Genomic DNA, 20,205 nt, shown 5'->3' on the forward strand with positions numbered 1-20,205 from the left:
TCTCGGAACCGGCGGGCCCGCGGCGTGCTGTGCCGGGCGCGGTCAGGCCCTGGCGGCGGCCAGTCGCTCCTCGATCAGGTCGGCGGCCCGGCGGGTGCCGCCCTCGTGGACCATCCCGCCCTGGATCTCCTTGAGTCGCCGGGCCACCTCGGGGTCGTCGACCAGGGCGAGGGCAGCGGTGCGCAGCGCTTCGGCGGTGGCCTCCTCGGTGTCGAGCTGCCGGGCGACACCGAGCCCCTGGAGCATGCCGGCGTTACCGAACTGGTCCGCGGCCTGCGGTACGGCGATCATCGGCGTGGCGGTCGCCAGGCCCTCCTGGCTGCCGCCGGCGCCCGCGTGGGTGACGAACAGGTCGGCCTGCTGGAGGATCGCCAACTGCGGTACCCAGGAGCGCATTTCCACGTTGTCCGGCACCTCTCCCAGCTCCGCCGGGTCGACGTGCCGGCCGATCTGGAGCACCGTGTGCCAACCGGGCAGCTCACCGAAGGCCCTGACGCACTCCCGGTAGAAGCCGGGCTGCTTGGTGAAGGCCGACCCGAGGGAGACCAGCACGACCTTCTCCGCGCTCTCGGGGCGCGTCCAGTCGCCCTCGGCGGTCCGGTCGCCCTGGCAGGCGCCGACGAAGGTGTACGTCTTCTCGTCGACCCGCTCGGCGTTGGGCTGGAGGGCCTTGGGGATCAGCACCAGGGAGCGCTCGGGGCGGCCGACGAAGGGGTCGGGGTGCATGGTGATCCCGTTCTCCTCCAGCCAGGCGTGGAAGCGGGCGTAGTACGCCTGGCCGCGCTCGGTCTTCAGCGGCTCCTCCCACATCGGCTCGCCGACCTCCTGCTCGTACCCCTCCCAGGCGACCATGCACGGCGAGAGGGAGACCACGGGCACGTCCCAGCGGTGGCCGAGGACGCGGGCGGTGTAGGAGGCGATGTCGTGCAGGACGAGGTCCGGTTCGTCGCCCTCGTACGCCTCGGCGAGCTGCGGGAGCGACTGGACGGCGTCGTCCAGGAAGGGCTCCACGTTGTCCAGCAGGGTGCTCCCCCATGCCTCCGGGTCGGCGTCGGGGCCGGGCAGCGTGCTGTTCCACAGCTTGGGTTCGGCCCCCGCCTCGGCGACCTTGTCCGCGAGGAGCGGCGGGATCGCGTACGTCACCCGGTGTCCTCGCGCGACGAGTTCGCGGATCACCTCCAGGCTGGGGTTCACGTGGCCGTGGGCGGCGATGGAGAACATGGCGATGTGCGCGGGACTGGTCATGCACCGACCGTACGCGAGACGAGACGTCTCGTGCAAGTTCTGGCGCGCATCTTCTCGGTTCATGCCGCCAGCTCCTCGTGCAGCCGCAGCCACGCCGCGGGCGGGACCTCGCCGACGAGCACCCGCGGGTCGAGCCGCGCGGCCCGGAACGCGGCGTCCACGCGCCGGGGCGGACGGGCCCGCCGCAGGGAGGCGTGCAGCGACCCGCCGACCCCCGAGAAGCCCAGCTCGACCAGGTCGTCCCAGCTCCGGAGGGCGGGGCCGGTGAGCAGCGGGGTGGGGCGGCGTTCGAGGCGGAGGATTCCGGCGTCGACGCGTGGCGCCGGGCGGAAGCGGTACCGGCCCACCCTGCCCACCAGGCGCCACTCGTGGCACGGCCAGGTCCGGACCGTCAGCAGGGTCCAGCGGCCGAAGTCACCGGTGCGTTTGCGGGCGTACTCCAGCTGCGTGATCAGCGTGGCGTGGGTGAGCGCGGGGGCGGTGAGGCACCAGTCCACGATGTCCGCGGTACGCGAGAAGGGCACGTTCCCGGCGACGGCGAACGGGGTGCGCGGCGGCCGCGCGGCGAGGAAGTCGCCGGCGACGACACGGACGTGGGGGGCGTGCGCGAAACGGGCGCGGAGCCCCGGCAGGAGCCGGGGATCGATCTCGTAGGCGCGCAGTTCCCGGCTGCGGCGGGCCAGCGGCTCGGTGAGGGCGCCCTTCCCGGCACCCACTTCGAGCAGGAGCGGAGGGTGCCGGCGGTCGGGTGCGGCGAGCCGGGCGACACGTTCGGCGGTGGCGCGGTCGGCGAGGAAGTTCTGCGAGAGCGTGCGGGCACGCTGGGTGGGGCGGGCCATGGCCTGCGGTCCTTTGTCTTCCGTGGAGAGGGGAAAGGGCAGCCGAAGGCCCTGACCGGAAGACGAAGGCGAAAGAAGAACGCGGAGGCTCAGCCCCGCCGCGAGTGGGAGACGTGCGTCAGCGCGTGACGTGCCTCAGCGGCGGGGGGACCCCGGGCCGGTCAGGGCTCCGGGGCCACGACGCATCCTGATGGAGTACGTGCAGCCCCGGCCGAGACCGGAGTTGAAGATCGCGTTGCAAGCTGCCACGGAGATGACGTTAGGCGGCCGCGCGCGGGGCAGGCAACGGGTTTTAGGCGCGGGCTCCGGGCGCGGGCTGCCCACCGACCGCCGTCAGCGCTGGTACCGGGCGAGTACGAGGTTGCCGTCCTCCTCCAGTCGCTCGCGCAGCTCGTCCAGGCCGATCGCCCCGCTGTAGTACTCCTGGAGCGCGGGGGTGGCCACCTTGTCCTTCCACTCGGGGTACCCCCGGACGGACTGCGCGGGTGCCGAGCGCAGGTGGCCGGCGAGCGCGGTGCCGATGGACCAGCCCCGCTCGGCCGTGTGCAGGGCGGGGTCCTTCAGCGCCCGCGTGCCGGTGGGCAGCATCCAGTCGCCGAGGGCCAGGCGCACCATGTTGTCCGGCCGGAGGAGGAAGTCGAGGAAGGCGGCGGCCTCCTTCTTGTGCGGGGTGTCCTCGGCGATCGACAGGGTCTGCGGGCTGACGCCCTGGGCGAGCCCGTCGGTGCCCGCGGGGGCGGGCAGCACCTGCCAGTCGAAGCCCTCCGGGGCCTGCTGCTCGATCTGCTGGCGGTAGGAGAAGCCGAGGGGCACCATCGCGTACTTGCCCGCGAAGAAGCCGGGCAGGGTGTCGGAGCCGCCGCTGCCCAGGGTGTCGGAGGAGGCGCTGCGGTCCTTCTCGACCTGGTCGTGGATGGTGCGGGGCACCACCTGGTCGCCCTCCTCGAAGCGGACGGTGACCTTGCCGTCCGCGTCCCGGTGGAACATCCGGCCGCCGTTGGACAGGGAGAGGTTGAGCGTCGCGGAGACGGGCTCCTTGAGCGGCCAGGCCACCCCGTATCCGCCGTCGCCGCTGAGCCGCTTCGCCACCTGCCGGAACTCCGCCCAGGTCCAGGGGTGTTCGGGCGTGGGGATCCGGACGTCCGCCTTCCGCAGCAGGTCGGCGTTGGCGATCAGCACCCGGGGTTCCTGGAGGAACGGCACGCCGTAGACCCCGTCGCCGAAGGTGACCGTCTCCCAACTGCGCCCGGGGATGTCCGACTTCAGCCGGTCGGGCAGCAGCTCGGTCAGGTCGGCGAGGTAGCCGCCGTACGCGAAGTCGGCGAGGTCGTCGGAGGCGTCGTGGATGATGTCGGGCGCCTCGCCGCCCTCGAAGGAGGTGAGGAGCTGGTCGTGGACGCTGTCCCAGCTGCCCTGGACGTACTCGACGCGTACGTCCGGGTGGGCGGCGTTCCACTCCCGGACCAGTTCCCTGTTGGCCTCGACCGACTCCGCCTGCCAGGCCAGCGACTGGAAGCGCAGGGTGATCCGGCCGCCGTCCGCGTCGCCGCCGCCCGAGGTGCAGCCGGCGAGCAGCAGGGCGAGGGCGACGAGCAGGGTCGCGGTGCGGGTGCGCATCAGCTCTTCACCGCCCCGGCGAGCATGCCGCCGGTGATCCGCCGCTGGATCAGCGCGAAGATCACCAGTGAGGGCAGCGTCGCGAGGAAGGCCGCCGCGGCCAGCGGGCCGAGGTCGGCGACGCCCTCGGCGCCGATGAAGTGGGTCAGGATCACCGGCAGGGTCTGCTTCTCCGGTGTCTTCAGCAGCACCAGCGCGAAGAAGAACTCGTTCCACGCGGTGATGAACGCGAACAGGGCCGTCGCCACGATGCCCGGCGCGAGCAGCGGCGCGGTCACCGAGACCAGCGTCCGCAGCCGCCCGGCGCCATCGACCGCCGCCGCCTCCTCCAGCTCGGCCGGTACGGCGCGGACGTACCCGGCGAGCATCCACAGCGCGAACGGCAGCGACCACACGACGTACACCATCACCAGGCCGGGAACGGAGTTGATCAGTCCGAGGTTCTTCAGGACCAGGAAGAGCGGGATGATCAGCAGGACGAAGGGGAAGGCCTGGCTGACCACGACCCATCCGGTGGCGGCCCTGGCAAGCCGGCCGCGGCGGCGGGCCATGACGTAGGCCATCGGGGTGGCGATCACCACGGCGATCACCGCGGCGCCGAGCGCGGCGACCAGGGAGTTGAGCGCGGCGTGCAGCAGGGGCTGTTCGTCGAAGGCCTGCCGGAAGTTGTCGAGGGTGGGGTTCTCCGGGATCCAGGTGGGGTGCAGACTGCCCAGCTCGCGTGGCGGCTTGAACGCGGTGGAGATCAGCCAGAGGAACGGGAAGGCCAGGAAGACGAGATACGCGAGCAGCGCGGCGTACTGGCCGACGCGGGCCGTGGTCGAGGTCCTCACGCCTCGTCACCTCCCTTGAGTCCGCCCTTCAGCCGGCCGGCGAGGAAGACGGCCAGCAGGACCGAGATCGCGGCCACCATGACGCAGCCCATCGCCGCCGCGTAGCCGAACTGCCCGTAGCGGAAGGCTTCCTCGTAGGCGAAGAGCATGGGCAGCCGGGTGCGGCCACCGGGGCCGCCGTTGGTCAGCACGTAGACCAGGGCGAAGGAGTTGAAGTTCCAGATGACGTTGAGCGCGGTGATGGCGAGCGCGATGGGTCTGAGGGCGGGCCAGGTGACGGTGCGGAAGCGGCGCCAGGCTCCGGCGCCGTCGACCGCGGCGGCCTCGTGCAGCTCGCGCGGGGTGTTCTGGAGTCCGGCGAGCAGCGCCACCGTGGTCTGCGGCATGCCGGCCCAGACGCCGACCACGATGACGGCGGGCAGGGCGGTGCCGAGGCCGCTGAGCCAGTCGTGGCCGTTGCCGAGGCCGAGGTCGCGCAGCGTCTCGTTGAGGATGCCCGCGTCCGTGTTGTAGACGAGCCGCCACATGACGCCGACGACGACCTCGGGCATCGCCCAGGGGACGATCGCGAGGGCGCGGGCCAGCCAGCGCAGGCGGAGGTCCTGGTTGAGCAGCAGGGCGAGACCGAGTGCGAGCAGGAACTGCGGCACCGTCACCCCGACCGCCCAGACGAGCCCGATCCGGAAGGACTCCCAGAACAGCGTGTCGTGCAGCAGGTCCTGGAAGTTCAGCGTGCCGATCCACCGGGTGGGCTCGGTGCGGCCGGACTGGGCGTCGGTGAACGCCAGCAGGATGCCGTAGAGCAGCGGTCCGACGCTGAGCACCAGGATGGGGATCAACGCGGGCAGCACGAGGAACCAGGCGCCGTGGTCCGGCCCGCGGCGTCCCCGCTCCGCGCCGGGCGCACGGCGCGCCGGTTTCCTCGAATCGGTCACCAATGCCACGTAATCAGCCCCTTTGCGCTGCTCGGACGGGCCTCGTCATGGTCGTGAAGTGACCGCGACCCGTCAAGAGCCCGCGCATCCGCTCCCACCTGTGCGAATGCGACACTGGCCGACGGACGGCGGGAACCCGGCGGACAAGACGGACACGGAGGCGTACGACGATGGACGAGGCACGGGCCCGGGAGGTGCTGGCCGGGGCGGGCGTACTCCCCCGACCGGCTCAGGCGCGGTTGCTGGCCCTCGGCGAGAACGCGGTGTTCGCCGCCGGTGACCTCGCGGTCAAGGTGGGCCGGGACGCGGAGCTGCTCGACCGGGCGCGACGGGAAGTGGCCGTCGCCCGCTGGCTGGAGGAGGCCGGCGTGCCGGCGGTGCGGGCGGCCCGTCCGACGGCGCTGTTCGTCGACGGGCATCCGGTGACGGTGTGGCGGCGGCTGCCCGAGCCGGTGCGGCCCGCCGAGCCGCGGGACGTGGCCGTGCTGCTGCGGCTGGTCCACGGACTGGACCTCCCCTCCTCCTTCGAGCTGCCGCCCCGCGAGCTGCTGGGCGGTGTGGAGCGGTGGCTGCGGCTCGCGGGCGACGTGATCGACCCCGCGGACGCCGCGTATCTGCGCGAGCGCCGGGACGGGTTCGCGTCGGCCGCCGCCGCGCTCACCCCGCACCTGACGCCGGGCCCGATCCACGGCGACGCGCTGCCCCGCAATGTGCACGTCGGTCCCGACGGGCCGGTCCTGGTGGACCTGGAGACCTTCTCCGCCGACCTGCGCGAGCACGATCTGGTGGTGCTGGCGCTCAGCCGGGACCGCTACGGGCTGCCCGCCGAGGCGTACGACGCCTTCACCGCGACCTACGGCTGGGACGTGCGCGAGTGGGACGGCTGTGCGGTGCTGCGCGGCGCCCGGGAGACGGCCAGCTGCGCGTGGGTGGCCCAGCACGCGCCGAGCAACCCGAAGGCGCTGGCCGAGTTCGAGCGCAGGGTGGCGTCGCTGCGGGGCGGGGACCCGACGGTGCGCTGGTATCCCTTCTGAGCCCTGGCCGCCTCGCGGGTGCCGGGGCGCGGCCGTGCCCGGTTTCACCTGTCCGGTGCCCGGGTCCCAGCGCTGCTGCCCGGGGCCCGGCCGGTGTCCGGTCCCGTCTGTCCGGTGCCCGGCCGGTCAGACCCGTTCGTCGGCCGGCTCGCGCAGGGGCCACGTCGCGTCGACGACGGCCGTGGCGTCGCCCTTGCGGCGCAGGAAGCTCTGGAAGTCCGCCGCCCACTCGGCGTACCACTCGACCTGGCGGTGATGCAGGTCCGCCGGGCCGAGGGCCGCGACCTTGGGGTGGCGGTCGGCTATCGCGCAGGCCAGCCGGGCCGCGGCGAGGGCGTCGGCGGTGGCGTCGTGGGCCGCGTCGAGCGGGACGCCGTACTCCCGGCAGACCGCTTCCAGGTTGCGCTTGCCCCTGCGGTAGCGGTCGACGGAGCGGTCGATGGTGTACGGGTCGATGACCGGGGCGGGGTCCGTGCCGCCCAGGCGGTCGCGCAGGGACGGCAGTCCGTGGCGCCGCAGCTCGGCGGCGAGCAGGGTCAGGTCGAAGGCCGCGTTGTAGGCGACGACCGGGACGCCGGTGCGCCAGCGGTCCGTGAGCACGGCGGCGATGGCGTCCGCGACCTGGTCGGCGGGCCGGCCCTCGGCGGCCGCCCGCTCATTGCTGATGCCGTGCACCGCGACCGCCTCGGCCGGGATCTCCACGCCCGGGTCGGCCAGCCACTCCCGGCGGCCCTGCGGCTCCCCGCCCCTGACCTCGATCACGGCCGCCGTGACGATGCGCGCCTCGCGCGGATCGGTGCCCGTCGTCTCCAGGTCGAAGCCGATCAGCAGCTCCCGGTGCCAGCCCATGGGCGGTCCCCCTTCTTGGTGGTGCGTTCCCCCAGTGGTCTCCACCTTCCCACGGGCCACTGACAATCAGAGGATCGCATTCCGTTTACCCCGTTCCCGCCCCGGGACGGACAGACCCCGGACGCCCCCGTCCGACACCCGGCAGGACCTTCACGACACCGGCCGCGAATCCGCCCACATCAGCTCGAACTCCTCACGATAGGTGGGGAAGAGTCCGCCTTCGTCGACTTCGTCCGCCTTCACCACCCTGCCTCCGCCCCGCCCGTTGCGCAGGACGAGGACCGGTGCCTCCATGCCCCGTGTCCGGCGCAGATAGGACTGCACGACCGCGATGCCGTCGGCGCCGTCCCCGTCGACGAGGTAGGCGGTGAAGCGGGGCGTCTCGTCGAAGACCTGGATCTCGAACGCCCCCGGGTCCCGCAGCCGGGCGCGCACCCGGCGCATGTGCAGGATGTTCATCTCCACGGCCCGGCTCAGCTCGCCCCGCTTGATGCCCAGTTCGCGCTCGCGGCGCTTGATCGCGCTGGAGGCCGGGTTCAGGAAGAGCAGCCGCACCCGGCCGCCGGACTCGGCCAGCCGCAGCAGACGGCGGCCGGAGAAGTTCTGCACGAGCAGGTTGAGGCCGATGCCGAGGGCGTCCACGCGGCGGGCCCCGCCGAACAGGTCCTCGGCCGGGAACTGGCGCAGCAGCCGCACCCGGTCCGGATGGACGGCGACGACGTCGGCGTAGCGGTCGCCGACCAGGTCCTCGACCGCGTCCACCGGCAGCCGGCGCGCGGAGGGCACGTCGCCGCCGGCGCCGAGGACCTCGAGGAGTCGTGCCGAGGCCCGCTCGGCCTGGCTCAGCACCGCCTCGGACAGCGCCCGGTTGCGGGAGACGACGTTGCGGGTGACCTCCAGCTCGTCCAGGGCGAGTTCGACATCCCGGCGCTCGTCCACGTAGGGCTCGAAGCAGGGCCAGTGCTGCACCATCAGCTCGCGCAGCTGGGGCAGGGTGAGGAAGCTGAGGACGTTGTCGTCGGCCGGGTCCAGCAGGTAGCCCTTGCGGCGGCTGACCTCGCGGACCGCGACGGCGCGCTGCACCCACTCCTGGCCGGCGGGTCCGGCCGCGGCGACCACCCAGTCGTCGCCGTGGACGGGCTCGTAGATCGGCCGCAGGACGGCCGCCACGACGGCGCGCAGGCGCTGTTCGACGAGGTTCAGCCAGATGTAGGCGCGGCCGGCCCGCTGGGCGCGGGTGCGCACCTCGTGCCAGGCGCCGCCGTCCCAGTCCAGTTCCGGACCGATCGCGCCCGCGTTCATCGGCCGCGCCAGGGACACCGCACCGGGCGGGACGTCCGTGGAGTTCTCCTGGTGACCGTCGTCACCAGGAGGCAGCTCCAGCCCTCCCGAGCCCACCCGTGTACCGCCTTCCGCTCCCCCGGACTCTTCCCGGGGACACCCCGTCCCAACGATCAAGGAAGGGTACTCCGGGAGCGGTCCGCGGTGCAGCCCGATGGACGGGCCGGTTTTCCCAACGTCCTTGATCCACGGGCCCGTTCCGGGTCGCGCCCCACCGGCGAGTGAGCGGAGTCATAGCGGTGACGTGGCCGGGTACGGGGAAGACTTCCCCGCGCCCGTCCCGCGGCGTGTGTGGAGCAGAACGCCGAGGGGTGGGTAGGGAGACGTACGTGCTAGGTGGTCGCCTCACTTTCGGGGAGACTCGCAGCCAAGGCGTCCGCACCGGCGCCCCACACCTGAAAGAGTCGTGTTCATGCAGGTCTGGCCTGGAGAGGCGTATCCACTGGGTGCCACGTACGACGGCGCCGGCACCAACTTCGCGGTCTTCACGGAGGCCGCCGACCGAGTAGAGCTGTGTCTGCTGCACGACGACGGTTCGGAGACGGCCGTCGAACTGCGGGAGAGCGACGCGTTCGTGCGCCACGCGTACCTGCCGGGCGTGATGCCGGGTCAGCGGTACGGCTACCGCGTGCACGGCCCGTACGCGCCGGAGCACGGGCAGCGCTGCAACAGCGCCAAGCTGCTCCTCGATCCGTACGCGCGTGCGATCAGCGGCGCGGTGCAGTGGGGGGAGGAGGTCTACGGCTACCACTTCGGCGAGCCCGAACGGCGCAACGACCTCGACTCGGCCCCGCACATGATGACGTCGGTCGTGGTCAACCCGTACTTCGACTGGGGCGACGACCGGCGCCCCCGGACGGAGTACCACCACACGGTGATCTACGAGGCCCACGTCAAGGGCCTGACCATGCGTCACCCGGGCCTGCCCGAGGAGCTGCGCGGCACCTACGCGGCCCTCGCGCACCCGGCGCTGATCGAGCACCTCACCGAGCTGGGGGTGACCGCGCTGGAGCTGATGCCGGTGCACCAGTTCGTGAACGACCACCGCCTGGTGGACATGGGGCTGAACAACTACTGGGGCTACAACACCATCGGCTTCTTCGCCCCGCACAACGCGTACGCCTCCTGGGGCGACCGGGGCCAGCAGGTGCTGGAGTTCAAGTCGGCGGTCAAGGCGCTGCACGAGGCCGGGATCGAGGTGATCCTGGACGTGGTCTACAACCACACCGCCGAGGGCAATCACCTGGGCCCGACGCTGTCCTTCAAGGGCCTCGACAACGCCTCGTACTACCGGCTGACCGACGACCCGCGCTACTACATGGACACCACGGGGACCGGGAACTCGCTGCTGATGCGGTCCCCGCACGTCCTCCAGATGATCATGGACTCGCTGCGGTACTGGGTCACCGAGATGCACGTCGACGGCTTCCGCTTCGACCTCGCGGCCACCCTGGCCCGGCAGTTCCACGAGGTGGACCGGCTGTCATCCTTCTTCGACCTGGTGCAGCAGGACCCCGTGGTCTCGCAGGTGAAGCTGATCGCGGAGCCCTGGGACGTGGGCGAGGGCGGCTACCAGGTGGGCAACTTCCCGCCGCTGTGGACCGAGTGGAACGGCAAGTACCGGGACACGGTGCGCGACCTGTGGCGCGGCGAGCAGCGCACGCTCGCGGAGTTCGCCTCCCGGCTGACCGGCTCCTCCGACCTCTACCAGGACGACGGGCGCCGCCCACTGGCCTCGATCAACTTCGTGACCTGCCACGACGGCTTCACCCTGCACGACATGGTGGCGTACAACGACAAGCACAACCACGCCAACGGCGAGGAGAACCGGGACGGGGAGAGCCACAACCGCTCCTGGAACTGCGGCGTCGAGGGGGACACCGACGACCCGGCGGTCCTGGAGCTGCGGGCGCGGCAGATGCGCAACTTCACCGCCACCCTGCTGCTCTCCCAGGGTGTCCCGATGATCAGCCACGGCGACGAGTTCGCCCGCACCCAGCGGGGCAACAACAACGCCTACTGCCAGGACAACGAACTGGCCTGGCTGGACTGGCCGGACGGCGAGGAGCCCGCCCCCGGACTGCTGGAGTTCACGCGGGCCATGGTCTGGCTGCGCAAGGACCACCCGGTCTTCCGCAGGCGCCGCTTCTTCCACGGGCGGCCCGTGGAGGGCACCCGCGACGAACTTTCGGACATCGCCTGGTTCACCCCGGAGGGCGCGGACATGACGCAGCGGGACTGGGACTCCGCGCGTGCGTCCGCGCTGACCGTCTTCCTGAACGGCAACGCGATCTCCGAGCCCGGTCCGCGCGGGGAGCGCATCACCGACGACTCGTTCCTGCTGATGTTCAACGCCGCGCCCAGGACGCTGGAATTCGTGGTGCCGGTGGACCACGGCCGGCAGTGGGAGGTGGTCGTGGACACCGCGCTCCCGGAGGGGGTGCCCTCGGAGACGGGGGCGAAGGTGCAGGCCGGGGACCGGCTGACCCTGGTGGACCGCAGCCTGGTGGTGCTCCAGCGGCCCGTCTAGGCGCGAGTGCGTGCATGGCGTCGCGAGGCAGACGGGAATTGTCAGACAGGCCCAAGCGCGGGCGCGGGGCGTCCGCCCGGCGCGGTCGCCCCTCACCCGTGCAGGGGGCCGGTGACACGAAAGGCGGCGGGGCGGGTACGTAGCTCTGCATGACACCTGAGCGACCCGACCCGGTGACGTCCACGGCCTCCTCCTCCGCTCCCCGCGCCACCTACCGGCTCCAGCTCCAGCCCGACTTCCCCTTCGCCGCCGCCTCGGCGGCCGTGCCGTACCTGGCCTCGCTCGGCGTGTCCCACCTGCACCTGTCGCCGGTGCTGGAGGCGGTGCCGGGATCGGGCCACGGCTACGACGTCGTGGACCACGCGCCGGTGCGCGCGGAACTGGGCGGCGAGGAGGGGCTGCGGGCCCTGTCGCGCACCGCGCGGGAGCACGGTCTCGGCCTGGTGGTGGACATCGTGCCCAACCACATGGCGATGTCCCCCCGCCACAACGGCGCCCTGTGGGACGTGCTGCGCCAGGGCCCGGCGTCGCCCCGCGCGCGGTGGTTCGACATCGACTGGGAGGCGCAGGGCGGGCAGCTCCTGGTGCCGGTGCTCGGCGCCCCCGCCGGCGAGGTGCTGGACCAGCTGCGCGTGGACGGCGACGTACTGCGCTACCACGAGCACGCCTTCCCGCTGCGGGACGGCACCGCGGACCTGCCGCTGCCGCAGCTCCTGGACGCCCAGTGGTACCGCCCGGTGTGGTGGCGGCTCGCCCGCACCGAGCTGAACTACCGGCGCTTCTTCAGCATCTCGGAGCTGATCGGCGTACGCGTGGAGGACCCCGAGGTGTTCGAGGCCACGCACGCCACCGTCCTGCGGCTGCTGCACGAAGGGGTGATCGACGGGCTGCGCGTCGACCACCCCGACGGTCTCGCGGACCCCGGCGCCTACCTCCGGCGGCTGCACGAGGCGAGCGGCGGGCGGTGGACGGTGGTGGAGAAGATCCTCGCGGACGGGGAGCGGCTGCCGGCCGCGTGGCCCGTCGCGGGCACGACCGGATACGACGCCCTGCGGCATGTCGACGGGGTCTTCACGGACCCGGCCGGGTACGGGGAACTGCTCGGTCACTACCGTGCGTTCACCGCCCCCCGGGACGACCTGGGCGGGGACTGGGCGGCGACGGTGCGGCGGGCCGCGTACCGGGTGCTCGGCCACGAACTGGCCACCGAGACGGACCGCCTGACCCGGGTGGCGCACCGCCTGTGCGTCGCCTCACCGGACCCCGCGCTGCGCGACCGGGCCCCCTGGGCGCTGCGCACGGCGCTGTGCGAGCTGCTGGTGCGCCTGGAGGTGTACCGGCCGTACGGCGCCGGGGACGCGGCATCCGTGGTGACCGAGGAGGCGGCGGCCGAGGCGCGCGCCGTCTTCGCGGTGCCGGAGGAGGCCGGCGCGGTGGACGTCGTACGGGACCTCGTGCTGGGGCGGTACGGCGACGGGCCGGAGCACGCGGAGTTCCGGGACCGGTTCGCGCAGACCGCGTCGGCGCTGCGCGCCAAGTCCGTCGAGGACACCGCCTTCTACCGCTACGTGCCGCTGCTGTCGGCGACGGAGGTGGGCGGGAACCCGGGCGGTCCCGCGCTGTCCCCGGAGCGGTTCCACGCCTACTGCGCGCGCGTGCAGCGCGACTGGCCGGCGACGGGCACCGTCGTCTCGACGCACGACACCAAGCGCAGCGCCGACGTGCGGGCCGCGCTGGCCGTGCTCACCGAGTGCCCCGAGCGGTGGGCGGACGTACTTGCGGAGGTCACCCGTACCGGCGAGGACGGGCCGGACGCGCAGCTGGCGTGGGCGGCCTGGCAGACGGTGTTCGGGCTGGGCCCGGCGGACGGTGAGCGGGTGCGGGACGCACTCCTGAAGCACGTGCGCGAGGCGGGGACGCACACCAGCTGGACGGAACAGGAACCGTCGTACGAGGAGGCGGTGGCGGCGTTCGTGGCGGCGGGGCCGTGCGGCGCGCCCGGCGAGCGGGTGGCCGCGCTGCGCGACTCGCTGGCGCCGCACATCAGGGCCAACGTCCTCGGCACGGCTCTCACCCACCTCACGATGCCGGGCGTGCCGGACCTGTACCAGGGAACCGAGCACGAGTACCTGGCCCTGGTCGACCCGGACAACCGGCGGCCGGTGGACTTCCCGCCCGGCCCGCGGGGGCGCGGAGGGCCGACGGAGCCGGGGGCGTCCGGCGAGAAGGCGGCCGTGACACGGGCGGCGCTCGCGCTGCGCGCCCGGCGGCCCGGTGCCTTCGGCGACACGGCGGCCTACGAGCCGCTGCCCGCCGAGGGCCCGGCGGCGGCGCACTGCCTGGCGTTCGTCCGCTCCGGGGAGGCCGTCACGGCCGTCACCCGGCTGTCGCTGCGGCTGGCGGAGGCGGGCGGCTGGGGCACCACGACGCTGCCGCTGCCGCCGGGCCGGTGGGCCGACGCGCTGGCGCCGGAGAGGGAGTTCAAGGGGCACGCACGCGTGGCGGACCTCTTCGCGGTCACACCGGTCGCGCTGCTGGAACGGGTGGAGGGCACCGGTCAGGACGGCTGAGGCGGGGTCACTCCCGGCGCATGGGCACGGCGGCCTCGGAGCCCCAGCCGGGCTCCCCCGACCGGGAGCGCGCGGTGGGGCGCCGTCCGGCCAGTGCGAAGGCGGCGAGGACGACCCGGGTCTGGTACTCCACCTGGCGTGCGATCGGTATCCAGCGCGCCGCGCAGCCGTCGCGGTAGTCGGCGCAGCCCTCGTCGACGAGCCGGTCCAGTTCGGGCAGGACGCCCGCCGGGTCGCTCCCCGCGCGGGTCACCAGCTGGTGCAGCAGCCCCGCGGTGCGCAGGGCCAGGCGCCGTCCGGCCAGGCGCAGGGCGACCAGGTGGGCGGTGCTCATGGGCGGCAGGGAGCGGCCCGATCCGTCGTCGGTGTCGGGATCCCAGGCGTCGGCGAGCCGCGGGCAGACCAGCAGGTAGTCGTCGACCGGGGCGAGCAGGTGCGCCGCCTCCGGCACCCCGGCCAGGTGCGGCCGGACCCGGGCGAGGACGCGCTGCAGGCGCCGGGTGTCGTGCCGCAGGGCGCGGCTCACGGCCCGCAGCACCCCGTCCCGGTCGGCCGGGGGCGCGCCGTCGGCCACGGCGGCGACCCCCCACATGGGCGCCTCGACCACCGCGGTGACCGTGCCGTAGCGCCCCGGGTGGCACCAGGTCGAGTCGACGGCGGCCTCCGTGATGGCCGCGGTGAGGTCGCCGCGGCGGGGCGGCGGTATGCGGTAGACGGCGGGGCCGAGGTCGGGCCAGTACAGGGTGTCGTAGGCGCCCAGTTCGCGGGGGATGCCGAGCCGGGCCGCGGTGTGGGCGATGCGCTGGGCGATGCCGGGCAGGTCGTGGGTCAGCTCGACGAAGCCGCCGCCGACGTCCACGCCGTGCAGGGAGCAGTGGAGGAAGGGCCGCAGTTCGTCCTGGAGGTCGAGCAGGGTGCGGGTCTCGGGCAGGGTGGCGCGGTCCGGGCCGTCGGGCAGCCACTCGGGCTGCTCCAGGAACCCGGGCCGGAAGAAGTTGCGGGCGTAGCGGCCGAGGGTGTACGGGCCGGACAGCCAGCCCTCGTTGCGGCGCAGTCCGTCGGGGTCGGCGCAGAGCAGCAGGTTCCAGGTGGCGTCGGCGCCCTCGGTGAGCCGGGGGTCGGCCGCGGCCCGCTCGGCCAGCCGGAGGACGGTGGCGCCGCCCACGGGCTCGTTGGCGTGCGGTCCGGCGACGACGAGGACGTGACGGGTGCCGTGGCCGACGGAGAGCAGCAGCAGCGGGGTACCCGCGCGGGAGGTGCCGACCTGGCGCAGCCGGGCGTGTCGGGGATGGCGGGCGACGAAGGCGGCGGCCCGGGCACCCAGCTCGTCCACGGTCGGATAGCGCAGGAGGGGCGGCAGGGCACACCTCCACGAAGTGGGCCGACGGTTCACCTGGCGTGCGGTGTACGCACAGTCAGTCACGACTTGGGGGGTACGTCAACACCACGCAACGCAAAGGAATTACGCCACGGAACGCCACGTGACAGCGCGTGAAGCCCAGGCCAGAGGTGTGCAGGGGCTCGTCCGCCGCCGTCAGTTCACCGCGAGGCGGAAGGTCATCCGGCCGAAGCCGATCTGGTCGCCCTCGCGGACGACGGCCGCCGCGATGACCCGCCGTCCGTTGACCGTGGTGCCGTTGGTGGAGCCGAGGTCGCGCAGCACCCACATGCCGCCCTGGCGGCTGAGTTCCGCGTGCACCCGGGAGACCGTCTCGTGGTTGAGCCGCAGGCCGCTGGAGGGGTCGCGCCCTATCCGCAGCGGGTGGCCGGCGGCGGGATGGGGCAGCAGCAGCTTGGGCAGCCGCTCGGCCCGCCAGGCCCTGCCGAGCCGCACGCCGAACCCCGACACCGCCTCGACGGTACCGAACACGAACCGGGACAGCCGGCCCTCGGTGGGCAGGTCGGCGGTGAGCGGGGCCAGCTCCTCCAGCCGGCGGGCGGCGAGCGCCAGTTCCATCCGGCGCACGAACGTGTCGTGCGACAGCCGTCCCATGACGACGCCGTCCCGCAGCAGGTTCAGCGCCTTGTCGCGCTCCGCGTCGGACAACCGCGCGGGGTGCGTGGGGAACTCGAAGGACGACGTCACACAGGTGATTGTCGGTCAGTCGAGGCCGGGGTGTCCAGGACACGGCTGCGGCCCGTGGCCTCACCGCTCCGGGTCCAGCAGGGCACTGATCCTGGCCAAGACCTCGGCGGTGGGAAATCCTGACGCCTCGTGCAGCTCCGCCAGGGCCCGGACGGTCCGTTCCTCTTCGCCCCGGGCGAGCGTGAACACGACGATGTCGCCGTGGGAGACGGCGTCGATGACCAGCTCGTGCGCGGTGACCACCCGCACGCGCCGCCGGAGTTCGGCCAGAGTCGCGGGCCGGATGCCGTCGCCGGCGAGGAACTCGACCGCCCAGCAGGTCCGGCGCGCCATGCCTCCGCCGAGGGGCAGGCCGCGGGCCATGCGGACGAGGGAGCTGAAGGTGTTGCTGCCGGAGGCCGCGCACGAGAGGGTGGTCGCGCCGCCGATGCGGGGGTTGATCTCCAGGACGACGAACCGGCCGCCGGTGTAGATCATGTCGACGTTGACCGACCCGCGGACCCCGAGGCTCCCGCAGAGGCCGGTGAGGGCGCGGGCCACGTCGGCGAACGCGGCGTCCGCCTCCTCGCGGGGACCGCACCAGCGCAGGTCGGCGAAGGTGAACACCGGTTCCGCACACGCGCGTCCGGTCCAGCACAGGGGGAGCACCCGGTAGGCACCGGGGCGGCCCACGATGTCGACACTGCACAGGTCTCCCTCGACCACCTGTTCCACCACCGTCGACACCGTCTCCGGGCGGGGTGCGAGGTGGGCGTCGAGGTCGGCGGGTGAGCGCAGGGTGCGGATGCCCATGCTGGTCGAGTCCCATACGGGCTTCGACATCAGCGGGTAGCCGACGCGTTCGGCCTGGACGCGCAGTGCGTCGCGGTAGCCGGGCACCGGAAGGCCCCGTCCGGCGAGGAGGTCGGAGTCGACGCGGAATCCGTCGGGTACGTCCAGCCCGGCCCGCCTGCACAGCTGTTTGGTCTCCCACTTGTCCACCAGCAGCATCGTGGCCGCGAGCGGGGTCATGACCGTCGGGATGCCGACGGCGTCCAGGAATGCCTTCGCCGCGGCGTCGCGGAGCGCGTTCTCGCACGGCAGCGAGATCGACACCGCCCTGTCCGCGCCCCAGGCGGCGACCGCGTCCGCGATCTCCCGCGGTGTCACCCCTTCGTCCAGCCGTTCCCGGTGGCCGGGGAAGTCGCTGTCGCCGGCGGTGCCGCTGGTGTGGAACAGCCCTGCCTCGATCCCGTCGGCCGCGAGTTCGCGTACGGCCCGCTGGACGTAGGGGTCGGCCCGCTGGATGTCCACCGATCGCAGGAACGCGATCTTCCGCACCTGTGTCGGCCCGCTTCCCCACGCGGGCCCCGCCCCGATTGTCATTCCACCACCAAACCCGTGGAAGGGCCGCGGCGGCCATCGGCCTGACAGACGAAACCAACTCGCCTGATTACTCACGCTTTTGGAGCACTTGCCAAAGAACCGAACACGAGAACCGGAGTATGTGACGCGCCCCCGCTCCCCCATGAAGGACCATGGACGGGCTACATCACGGTGAGCAGACGAAGGGGAACCGTCCGTGCAGTTCGAGGTGTGGGCACCACAGGCCGGCCGAGTGACGCTGGAGTGCGACGGCGCCACGCGCGCGTTGGAGCGCGATCCCGGGCGGCCGGGGTGGTGGTGCGGGGAGGGCGAGGCGCGTGACGGCTCGCGGTACGGCTTCGCGGTGGACGACGGACCGGTACTGCCGGACCCTCGCTCGCGACGGCAGCCGGACGGACCGGACGGGCTCAGCGCCGTCGTCGACCACGGCCGGCACGCCTGGCGCGCCGAGTGGGTGGGGCGGCCGCTGCCCGGCGGCGTGCTGTACGAGCTGCACGTGGGCACGTACACGCCGGAGGGCACGCTCGACGCCGCCGCCGAGCGGCTCGGGCATCTGGCCGAACTGGGTGTCACCCATGTCGAGCTGATGCCGCTGTGCCCCTTCCCGGGCCGGCACGGCTGGGGGTACGAGGGGGTCTCGCTGTGGGCGGTGCACGAGCCGTACGGCGGGCCGGAGGCGCTGAAACGGTTCGTCGACCGGGCGCACGAGCTGGGGCTGGGCGTGGTCCTGGACGTGGTGCACAACCACCTGGGCCCGTCCGGCAACTACCTGCCCGCCTTCGGCCCGTACTTCACCGACACCCACCACACGCCCTGGGGCGTCGCCGTCAACCTGGACGCGCCAGGCTCCGACGAGGTGCGCGCGTACCTCGTGGACAGCGCGCTGGCGTGGCTGCGGGACTACCGGATCGACGGACTGCGCCTGGACGCGGTGCACGCCCTGGTGGACACGCGCGCGTCCCACTTCCTGGAGCAGCTGTCGACGGCCGTGGACGACCTCGCGGCCGACCTGGACCGCCCGCTGTTCCTGATCGCCGAGTCCGACCTCAACGACCCGCGGATCATCACCCCGCGCGCGGAGGGCGGCCTGGGCGTGCACGCGCAGTGGAACGACGACTTCCACCACGCCCTGCACACCGCGCTGACCGGGGAGTCGCAGGGCTACTACGCCGACTTCGCACGCGACCCGCTGGCCGCGCTGGCCAAGACGCTGTCCCGGGGCTACTTCCACGACGGCACCTACTCCAGCTTCCGCGGGCGCGGTCACGGCCGTCCGCTGGACCGCGGGCGGGTGGCCGCGCACCGGCTGACCGGCTACAGCCAGACCCACGACCAGATCGGCAACCGCGCCCAGGGCGACCGCCTCGCCGCACTGGTCTCGCCCGGCCTCGCGGCCTGCGCGGCCACCCTGACGCTGACGGCGCCGTTCACCCCGATGCTGTTCATGGGCGAGGAGTGGGCCGCCGGAACACCGTGGCAGTTCTTCACCGACCACACCGACCCGGAGCTGGCCGAGGCCGTACGCAACGGCAGGCGGCGGGAGTTCGCCGCGCACGGCTGGAAGGAGGAGGACGTGCCCGACCCGCAGGACCCGGCGACGCGCGAGCGCTCCTGCCTCGACTGGTCCGAGCCGGAGCGCGAGCCGCACGCGCGCGTACTGGACTGGTACCGGCGGCTGATCGCCCTGCGCGCCGAGCAGCCGGACCTCACCGACCCCGACCTCGCCGACACCCGGGTGGCGTACGACTCCGGGGCGCGCTGGCTGGCCTTCCGGCGCGGCGACATCCGGGTGGCCGTCAACCTGGGCCCCGAACCGGCTCTCATCCCGCTGGGCAGCCGCCCCGCGCGGGTGCTCGCCGCGTGGGAACCGGTGGAGGGACCGGGCGCGGACGGGATACTGCGGGTGCCGGGCGAGTCGAGCGTGGTGCTCGAACAGCAGTGACAGGCCCTGGGCGTCGCTGTCGGGGCGGCGCGCTCAGGCGGGCGCGTCGGCCGGGCCGTCCCCGCCGTCCTCGCGCAGCTCCGTCACCCGTTCCAGCAGGATCGGCTCCCAGGCGCGCCGCAGCCGCGTCCTCAGCAGGGGCAGCGCGGTGGCGGAGCGGCCCGCGAGGGCGTCGGCGAGCTGGACGGCGGTGTCGCAGCGGGCCAGCCACAGGCCGCGCAGGCAGGGCCGGGCGCCGTACCCGGCGAGCGTGGCGGCGCGCACCGCGGCCGGTGAGCCGACGGAGAGCGCCAGTCCGGCGATGTCCTCGGCCGGGTCCCCGATGACGGAGTCGGTCCAGCCGAGGACGCCGCGGACCCGGCCGTCGGCGCCGACCACCAGGTGCTCGCCGGTCAGTCCGTGGTGGACGAGGACCGCCGCACCCGGCTGTGCGCCGAGCTGGGCGGCCGCCTGCCGGGTGAGCCGCTCCGGACGCGCGGCGTAGAACTCGTCGGCCTCGGCGAGGCGTCCGGCGGCCCGCTCGGCGATCCCGCGCAGCGCCTCCAGGGAGCGCGGGGCGGACCGGGGCACGCCGAGGGTCTCGGCCTGGCGGACCGGCACCTCGCGCACGGCGGTGAGCAGCGCCGCGAGATCCGCCTCGCCCAGCGCGGACACGTCGTGGTCCTCGCCCGAACCGCCGGGCACCTTGGCGTCCAGCGTGTAGGTCAGCCCCGGCGCCCACTCGCCGTGCGCCACGCTGGTGGGCACCGCGACGGGCAGGTACGGCCGCACCAGCTCGCGCAGGCGCAGCTCGCGGCGCTGGCGCACGGCCGCGTCGCGGTCGGGGGCCAGCCGCAGCACGTGCCGGGTGCCGACCCACCAGGTGGCGGGTCCCGTGCCCGCGGTGACGGGCCGTACGTCGGGTCGTGTGCTCCCGCCCAGCAGGGAGCCGACCAGTCGGCGGACGGTGTCCGCGGTGGGTGTCGGTGCCTGGGTCATGGTCGCGCCGTCGTCCTCCGGGTCGGCCGGGGCGGTCGGGT

Annotated in this window: 15 protein-coding genes; 4 read left to right on the forward strand and 11 right to left on the reverse strand. The window is 73.5% G+C overall.

Annotated features, from left to right (window positions below):
* Positions 1–42: 42 nt before the first annotated feature.
* The 5 genes from ACFW01_RS28385 to ACFW01_RS28405 all read right to left on the reverse strand — a co-directional run bounded on the left by ACFW01_RS28385 (position 43) and on the right by ACFW01_RS28405 (position 5,469).
* Positions 43–1,308, reverse strand: a complete 1,266-nt coding sequence (locus tag ACFW01_RS28385) for a glycosyltransferase (protein ID WP_384508185.1) — start codon at positions 1,306–1,308, stop codon at positions 43–45.
* Positions 1,305–2,084 carry a 23S rRNA (adenine(2058)-N(6))-methyltransferase Erm(O) gene (erm(O), locus tag ACFW01_RS28390; protein ID WP_234960042.1) on the reverse strand — a complete coding sequence of 260 codons (780 nt, stop codon included), beginning with the start codon at positions 2,082–2,084 and terminating at the stop codon, positions 1,305–1,307. Before erm(O) ends, ACFW01_RS28385 begins: the two co-directional genes overlap by 4 nt.
* A 333-nt stretch (positions 2,085–2,417) precedes the next feature.
* On the reverse strand, positions 2,418–3,701 hold the full coding sequence (locus tag ACFW01_RS28395) for an ABC transporter substrate-binding protein (protein ID WP_384508189.1): 1,284 nt from the start codon (positions 3,699–3,701) through the stop codon (positions 2,418–2,420).
* Positions 3,701–4,534 (reverse strand): carbohydrate ABC transporter permease, encoded by an 834-nt coding sequence (locus tag ACFW01_RS28400; protein WP_234960040.1) that lies wholly within the window; start codon positions 4,532–4,534, stop codon positions 3,701–3,703. The genes ACFW01_RS28395 and ACFW01_RS28400 overlap by 1 nt, the downstream gene beginning before the upstream one ends.
* Positions 4,531–5,469, reverse strand: coding sequence for a carbohydrate ABC transporter permease (locus tag ACFW01_RS28405; RefSeq protein ID WP_384508192.1), 939 nt, complete (start codon positions 5,467–5,469; stop codon positions 4,531–4,533). The genes ACFW01_RS28400 and ACFW01_RS28405 overlap by 4 nt, the downstream gene beginning before the upstream one ends.
* A 170-nt stretch (positions 5,470–5,639) precedes the next feature.
* Between ACFW01_RS28405 and ACFW01_RS28410 the strand changes: the two genes are divergently transcribed.
* A complete protein-coding gene (locus tag ACFW01_RS28410; RefSeq protein WP_384508195.1) occupies positions 5,640–6,503 on the forward strand; it encodes a phosphotransferase enzyme family protein in 864 nt (287 codons plus the stop codon).
* A gap of 126 nt (positions 6,504–6,629) precedes the next feature.
* Here the strand turns inward: ACFW01_RS28410 and ACFW01_RS28415 are convergent, their stop codons facing one another.
* Positions 6,630–7,352 (reverse strand): 3'-5' exonuclease, encoded by a 723-nt coding sequence (locus tag ACFW01_RS28415; protein ID WP_234960037.1) that lies wholly within the window; start codon positions 7,350–7,352, stop codon positions 6,630–6,632.
* A 150-nt stretch (positions 7,353–7,502) separates the two neighbouring features.
* Positions 7,503–8,750, reverse strand: coding sequence for an SAV2148 family HEPN domain-containing protein (locus ACFW01_RS28420; RefSeq protein WP_384508198.1), 1,248 nt, complete (start codon positions 8,748–8,750; stop codon positions 7,503–7,505).
* Positions 8,751–9,105: 355 nt separating this feature from the next.
* On the opposite strand from ACFW01_RS28420, the gene glgX reads away from it, so the two are divergent.
* Together glgX and treY are read left to right on the forward strand one after the other, a co-directional pair.
* Positions 9,106–11,223 (forward strand): glycogen debranching protein GlgX, encoded by a 2,118-nt coding sequence (gene glgX, locus ACFW01_RS28425; RefSeq protein ID WP_234960035.1) that lies wholly within the window; start codon positions 9,106–9,108, stop codon positions 11,221–11,223.
* 149 nt (positions 11,224–11,372) lie between these two features.
* On the forward strand, positions 11,373–13,793 hold the full coding sequence (gene treY, locus ACFW01_RS28430; RefSeq protein ID WP_384508201.1) for a malto-oligosyltrehalose synthase: 2,421 nt from the start codon (positions 11,373–11,375) through the stop codon (positions 13,791–13,793).
* A 7-nt stretch (positions 13,794–13,800) separates the two neighbouring features.
* Here the strand turns inward: treY and ACFW01_RS28435 are convergent, their stop codons facing one another.
* The 3 genes from ACFW01_RS28435 to ACFW01_RS28445 form a co-directional block, all read right to left on the reverse strand.
* On the reverse strand, positions 13,801–15,126 hold the full coding sequence (locus ACFW01_RS28435; protein ID WP_234960108.1) for a M14 family zinc carboxypeptidase: 1,326 nt from the start codon (positions 15,124–15,126) through the stop codon (positions 13,801–13,803).
* Positions 15,127–15,327: 201 nt separating this feature from the next.
* Positions 15,328–15,879 carry a DUF1707 and FHA domain-containing protein gene (locus ACFW01_RS28440; protein ID WP_234960033.1) on the reverse strand — a complete coding sequence of 184 codons (552 nt, stop codon included), beginning with the start codon at positions 15,877–15,879 and terminating at the stop codon, positions 15,328–15,330.
* A gap of 60 nt (positions 15,880–15,939) precedes the next feature.
* Entirely contained in the window at positions 15,940–17,199 is a 1,260-nt protein-coding gene (locus ACFW01_RS28445) for an acetyl-CoA carboxylase biotin carboxylase subunit family protein (RefSeq protein ID WP_384508206.1), read from the reverse strand.
* A 241-nt stretch (positions 17,200–17,440) separates the two neighbouring features.
* Here ACFW01_RS28445 and treZ point away from each other — a divergent pair, with 241 nt between their 5' ends.
* A complete protein-coding gene (gene treZ / locus ACFW01_RS28450) occupies positions 17,441–19,186 on the forward strand; it encodes a malto-oligosyltrehalose trehalohydrolase (RefSeq protein WP_234960031.1) in 1,746 nt (581 codons plus the stop codon).
* 33 nt (positions 19,187–19,219) lie between these two features.
* Here the strand turns inward: treZ and ACFW01_RS28455 are convergent, their stop codons facing one another.
* Positions 19,220–20,164 (reverse strand): aminoglycoside phosphotransferase family protein, encoded by a 945-nt coding sequence (locus tag ACFW01_RS28455; RefSeq protein ID WP_234960030.1) that lies wholly within the window; start codon positions 20,162–20,164, stop codon positions 19,220–19,222.
* Between the last annotated feature and the right edge of the window lie 41 nt (positions 20,165–20,205).

It is taken from the genome of Streptomyces sp. NPDC058985 (assembly GCF_042740985.1).
Taxonomy (GTDB): Bacteria; Actinomycetota; Actinomycetes; order Streptomycetales; family Streptomycetaceae; genus Streptomyces.

What these genes read in the sequence shown, in the direction of transcription:
- ACFW01_RS28385 (WP_384508185.1), bottom strand. Translation starts at nt 1,308, where the DNA reads ATGAACCGAGAAGATGCGCGCCAGAACTTGCACGAGACGTCTCGTCTC.
- ACFW01_RS28395 (WP_384508189.1), bottom strand. Translation starts at nt 3,701, where the DNA reads ATGCGCACCCGCACCGCGACCCTGCTCGTCGCCCTCGCCCTGCTGCTC.
- ACFW01_RS28410 (WP_384508195.1), top strand. Translation starts at nt 5,640, where the DNA reads ATGGACGAGGCACGGGCCCGGGAGGTGCTGGCCGGGGCGGGCGTACTC.
- ACFW01_RS28415 (WP_234960037.1), bottom strand. Translation starts at nt 7,352, where the DNA reads ATGGGCTGGCACCGGGAGCTGCTGATCGGCTTCGACCTGGAGACGACG.
- glgX (WP_234960035.1), top strand. Translation starts at nt 9,106, where the DNA reads ATGCAGGTCTGGCCTGGAGAGGCGTATCCACTGGGTGCCACGTACGAC.
- treY (WP_384508201.1), top strand. Translation starts at nt 11,373, where the DNA reads ATGACACCTGAGCGACCCGACCCGGTGACGTCCACGGCCTCCTCCTCC.
- ACFW01_RS28455 (WP_234960030.1), bottom strand. Translation starts at nt 20,164, where the DNA reads ATGACCCAGGCACCGACACCCACCGCGGACACCGTCCGCCGACTGGTC.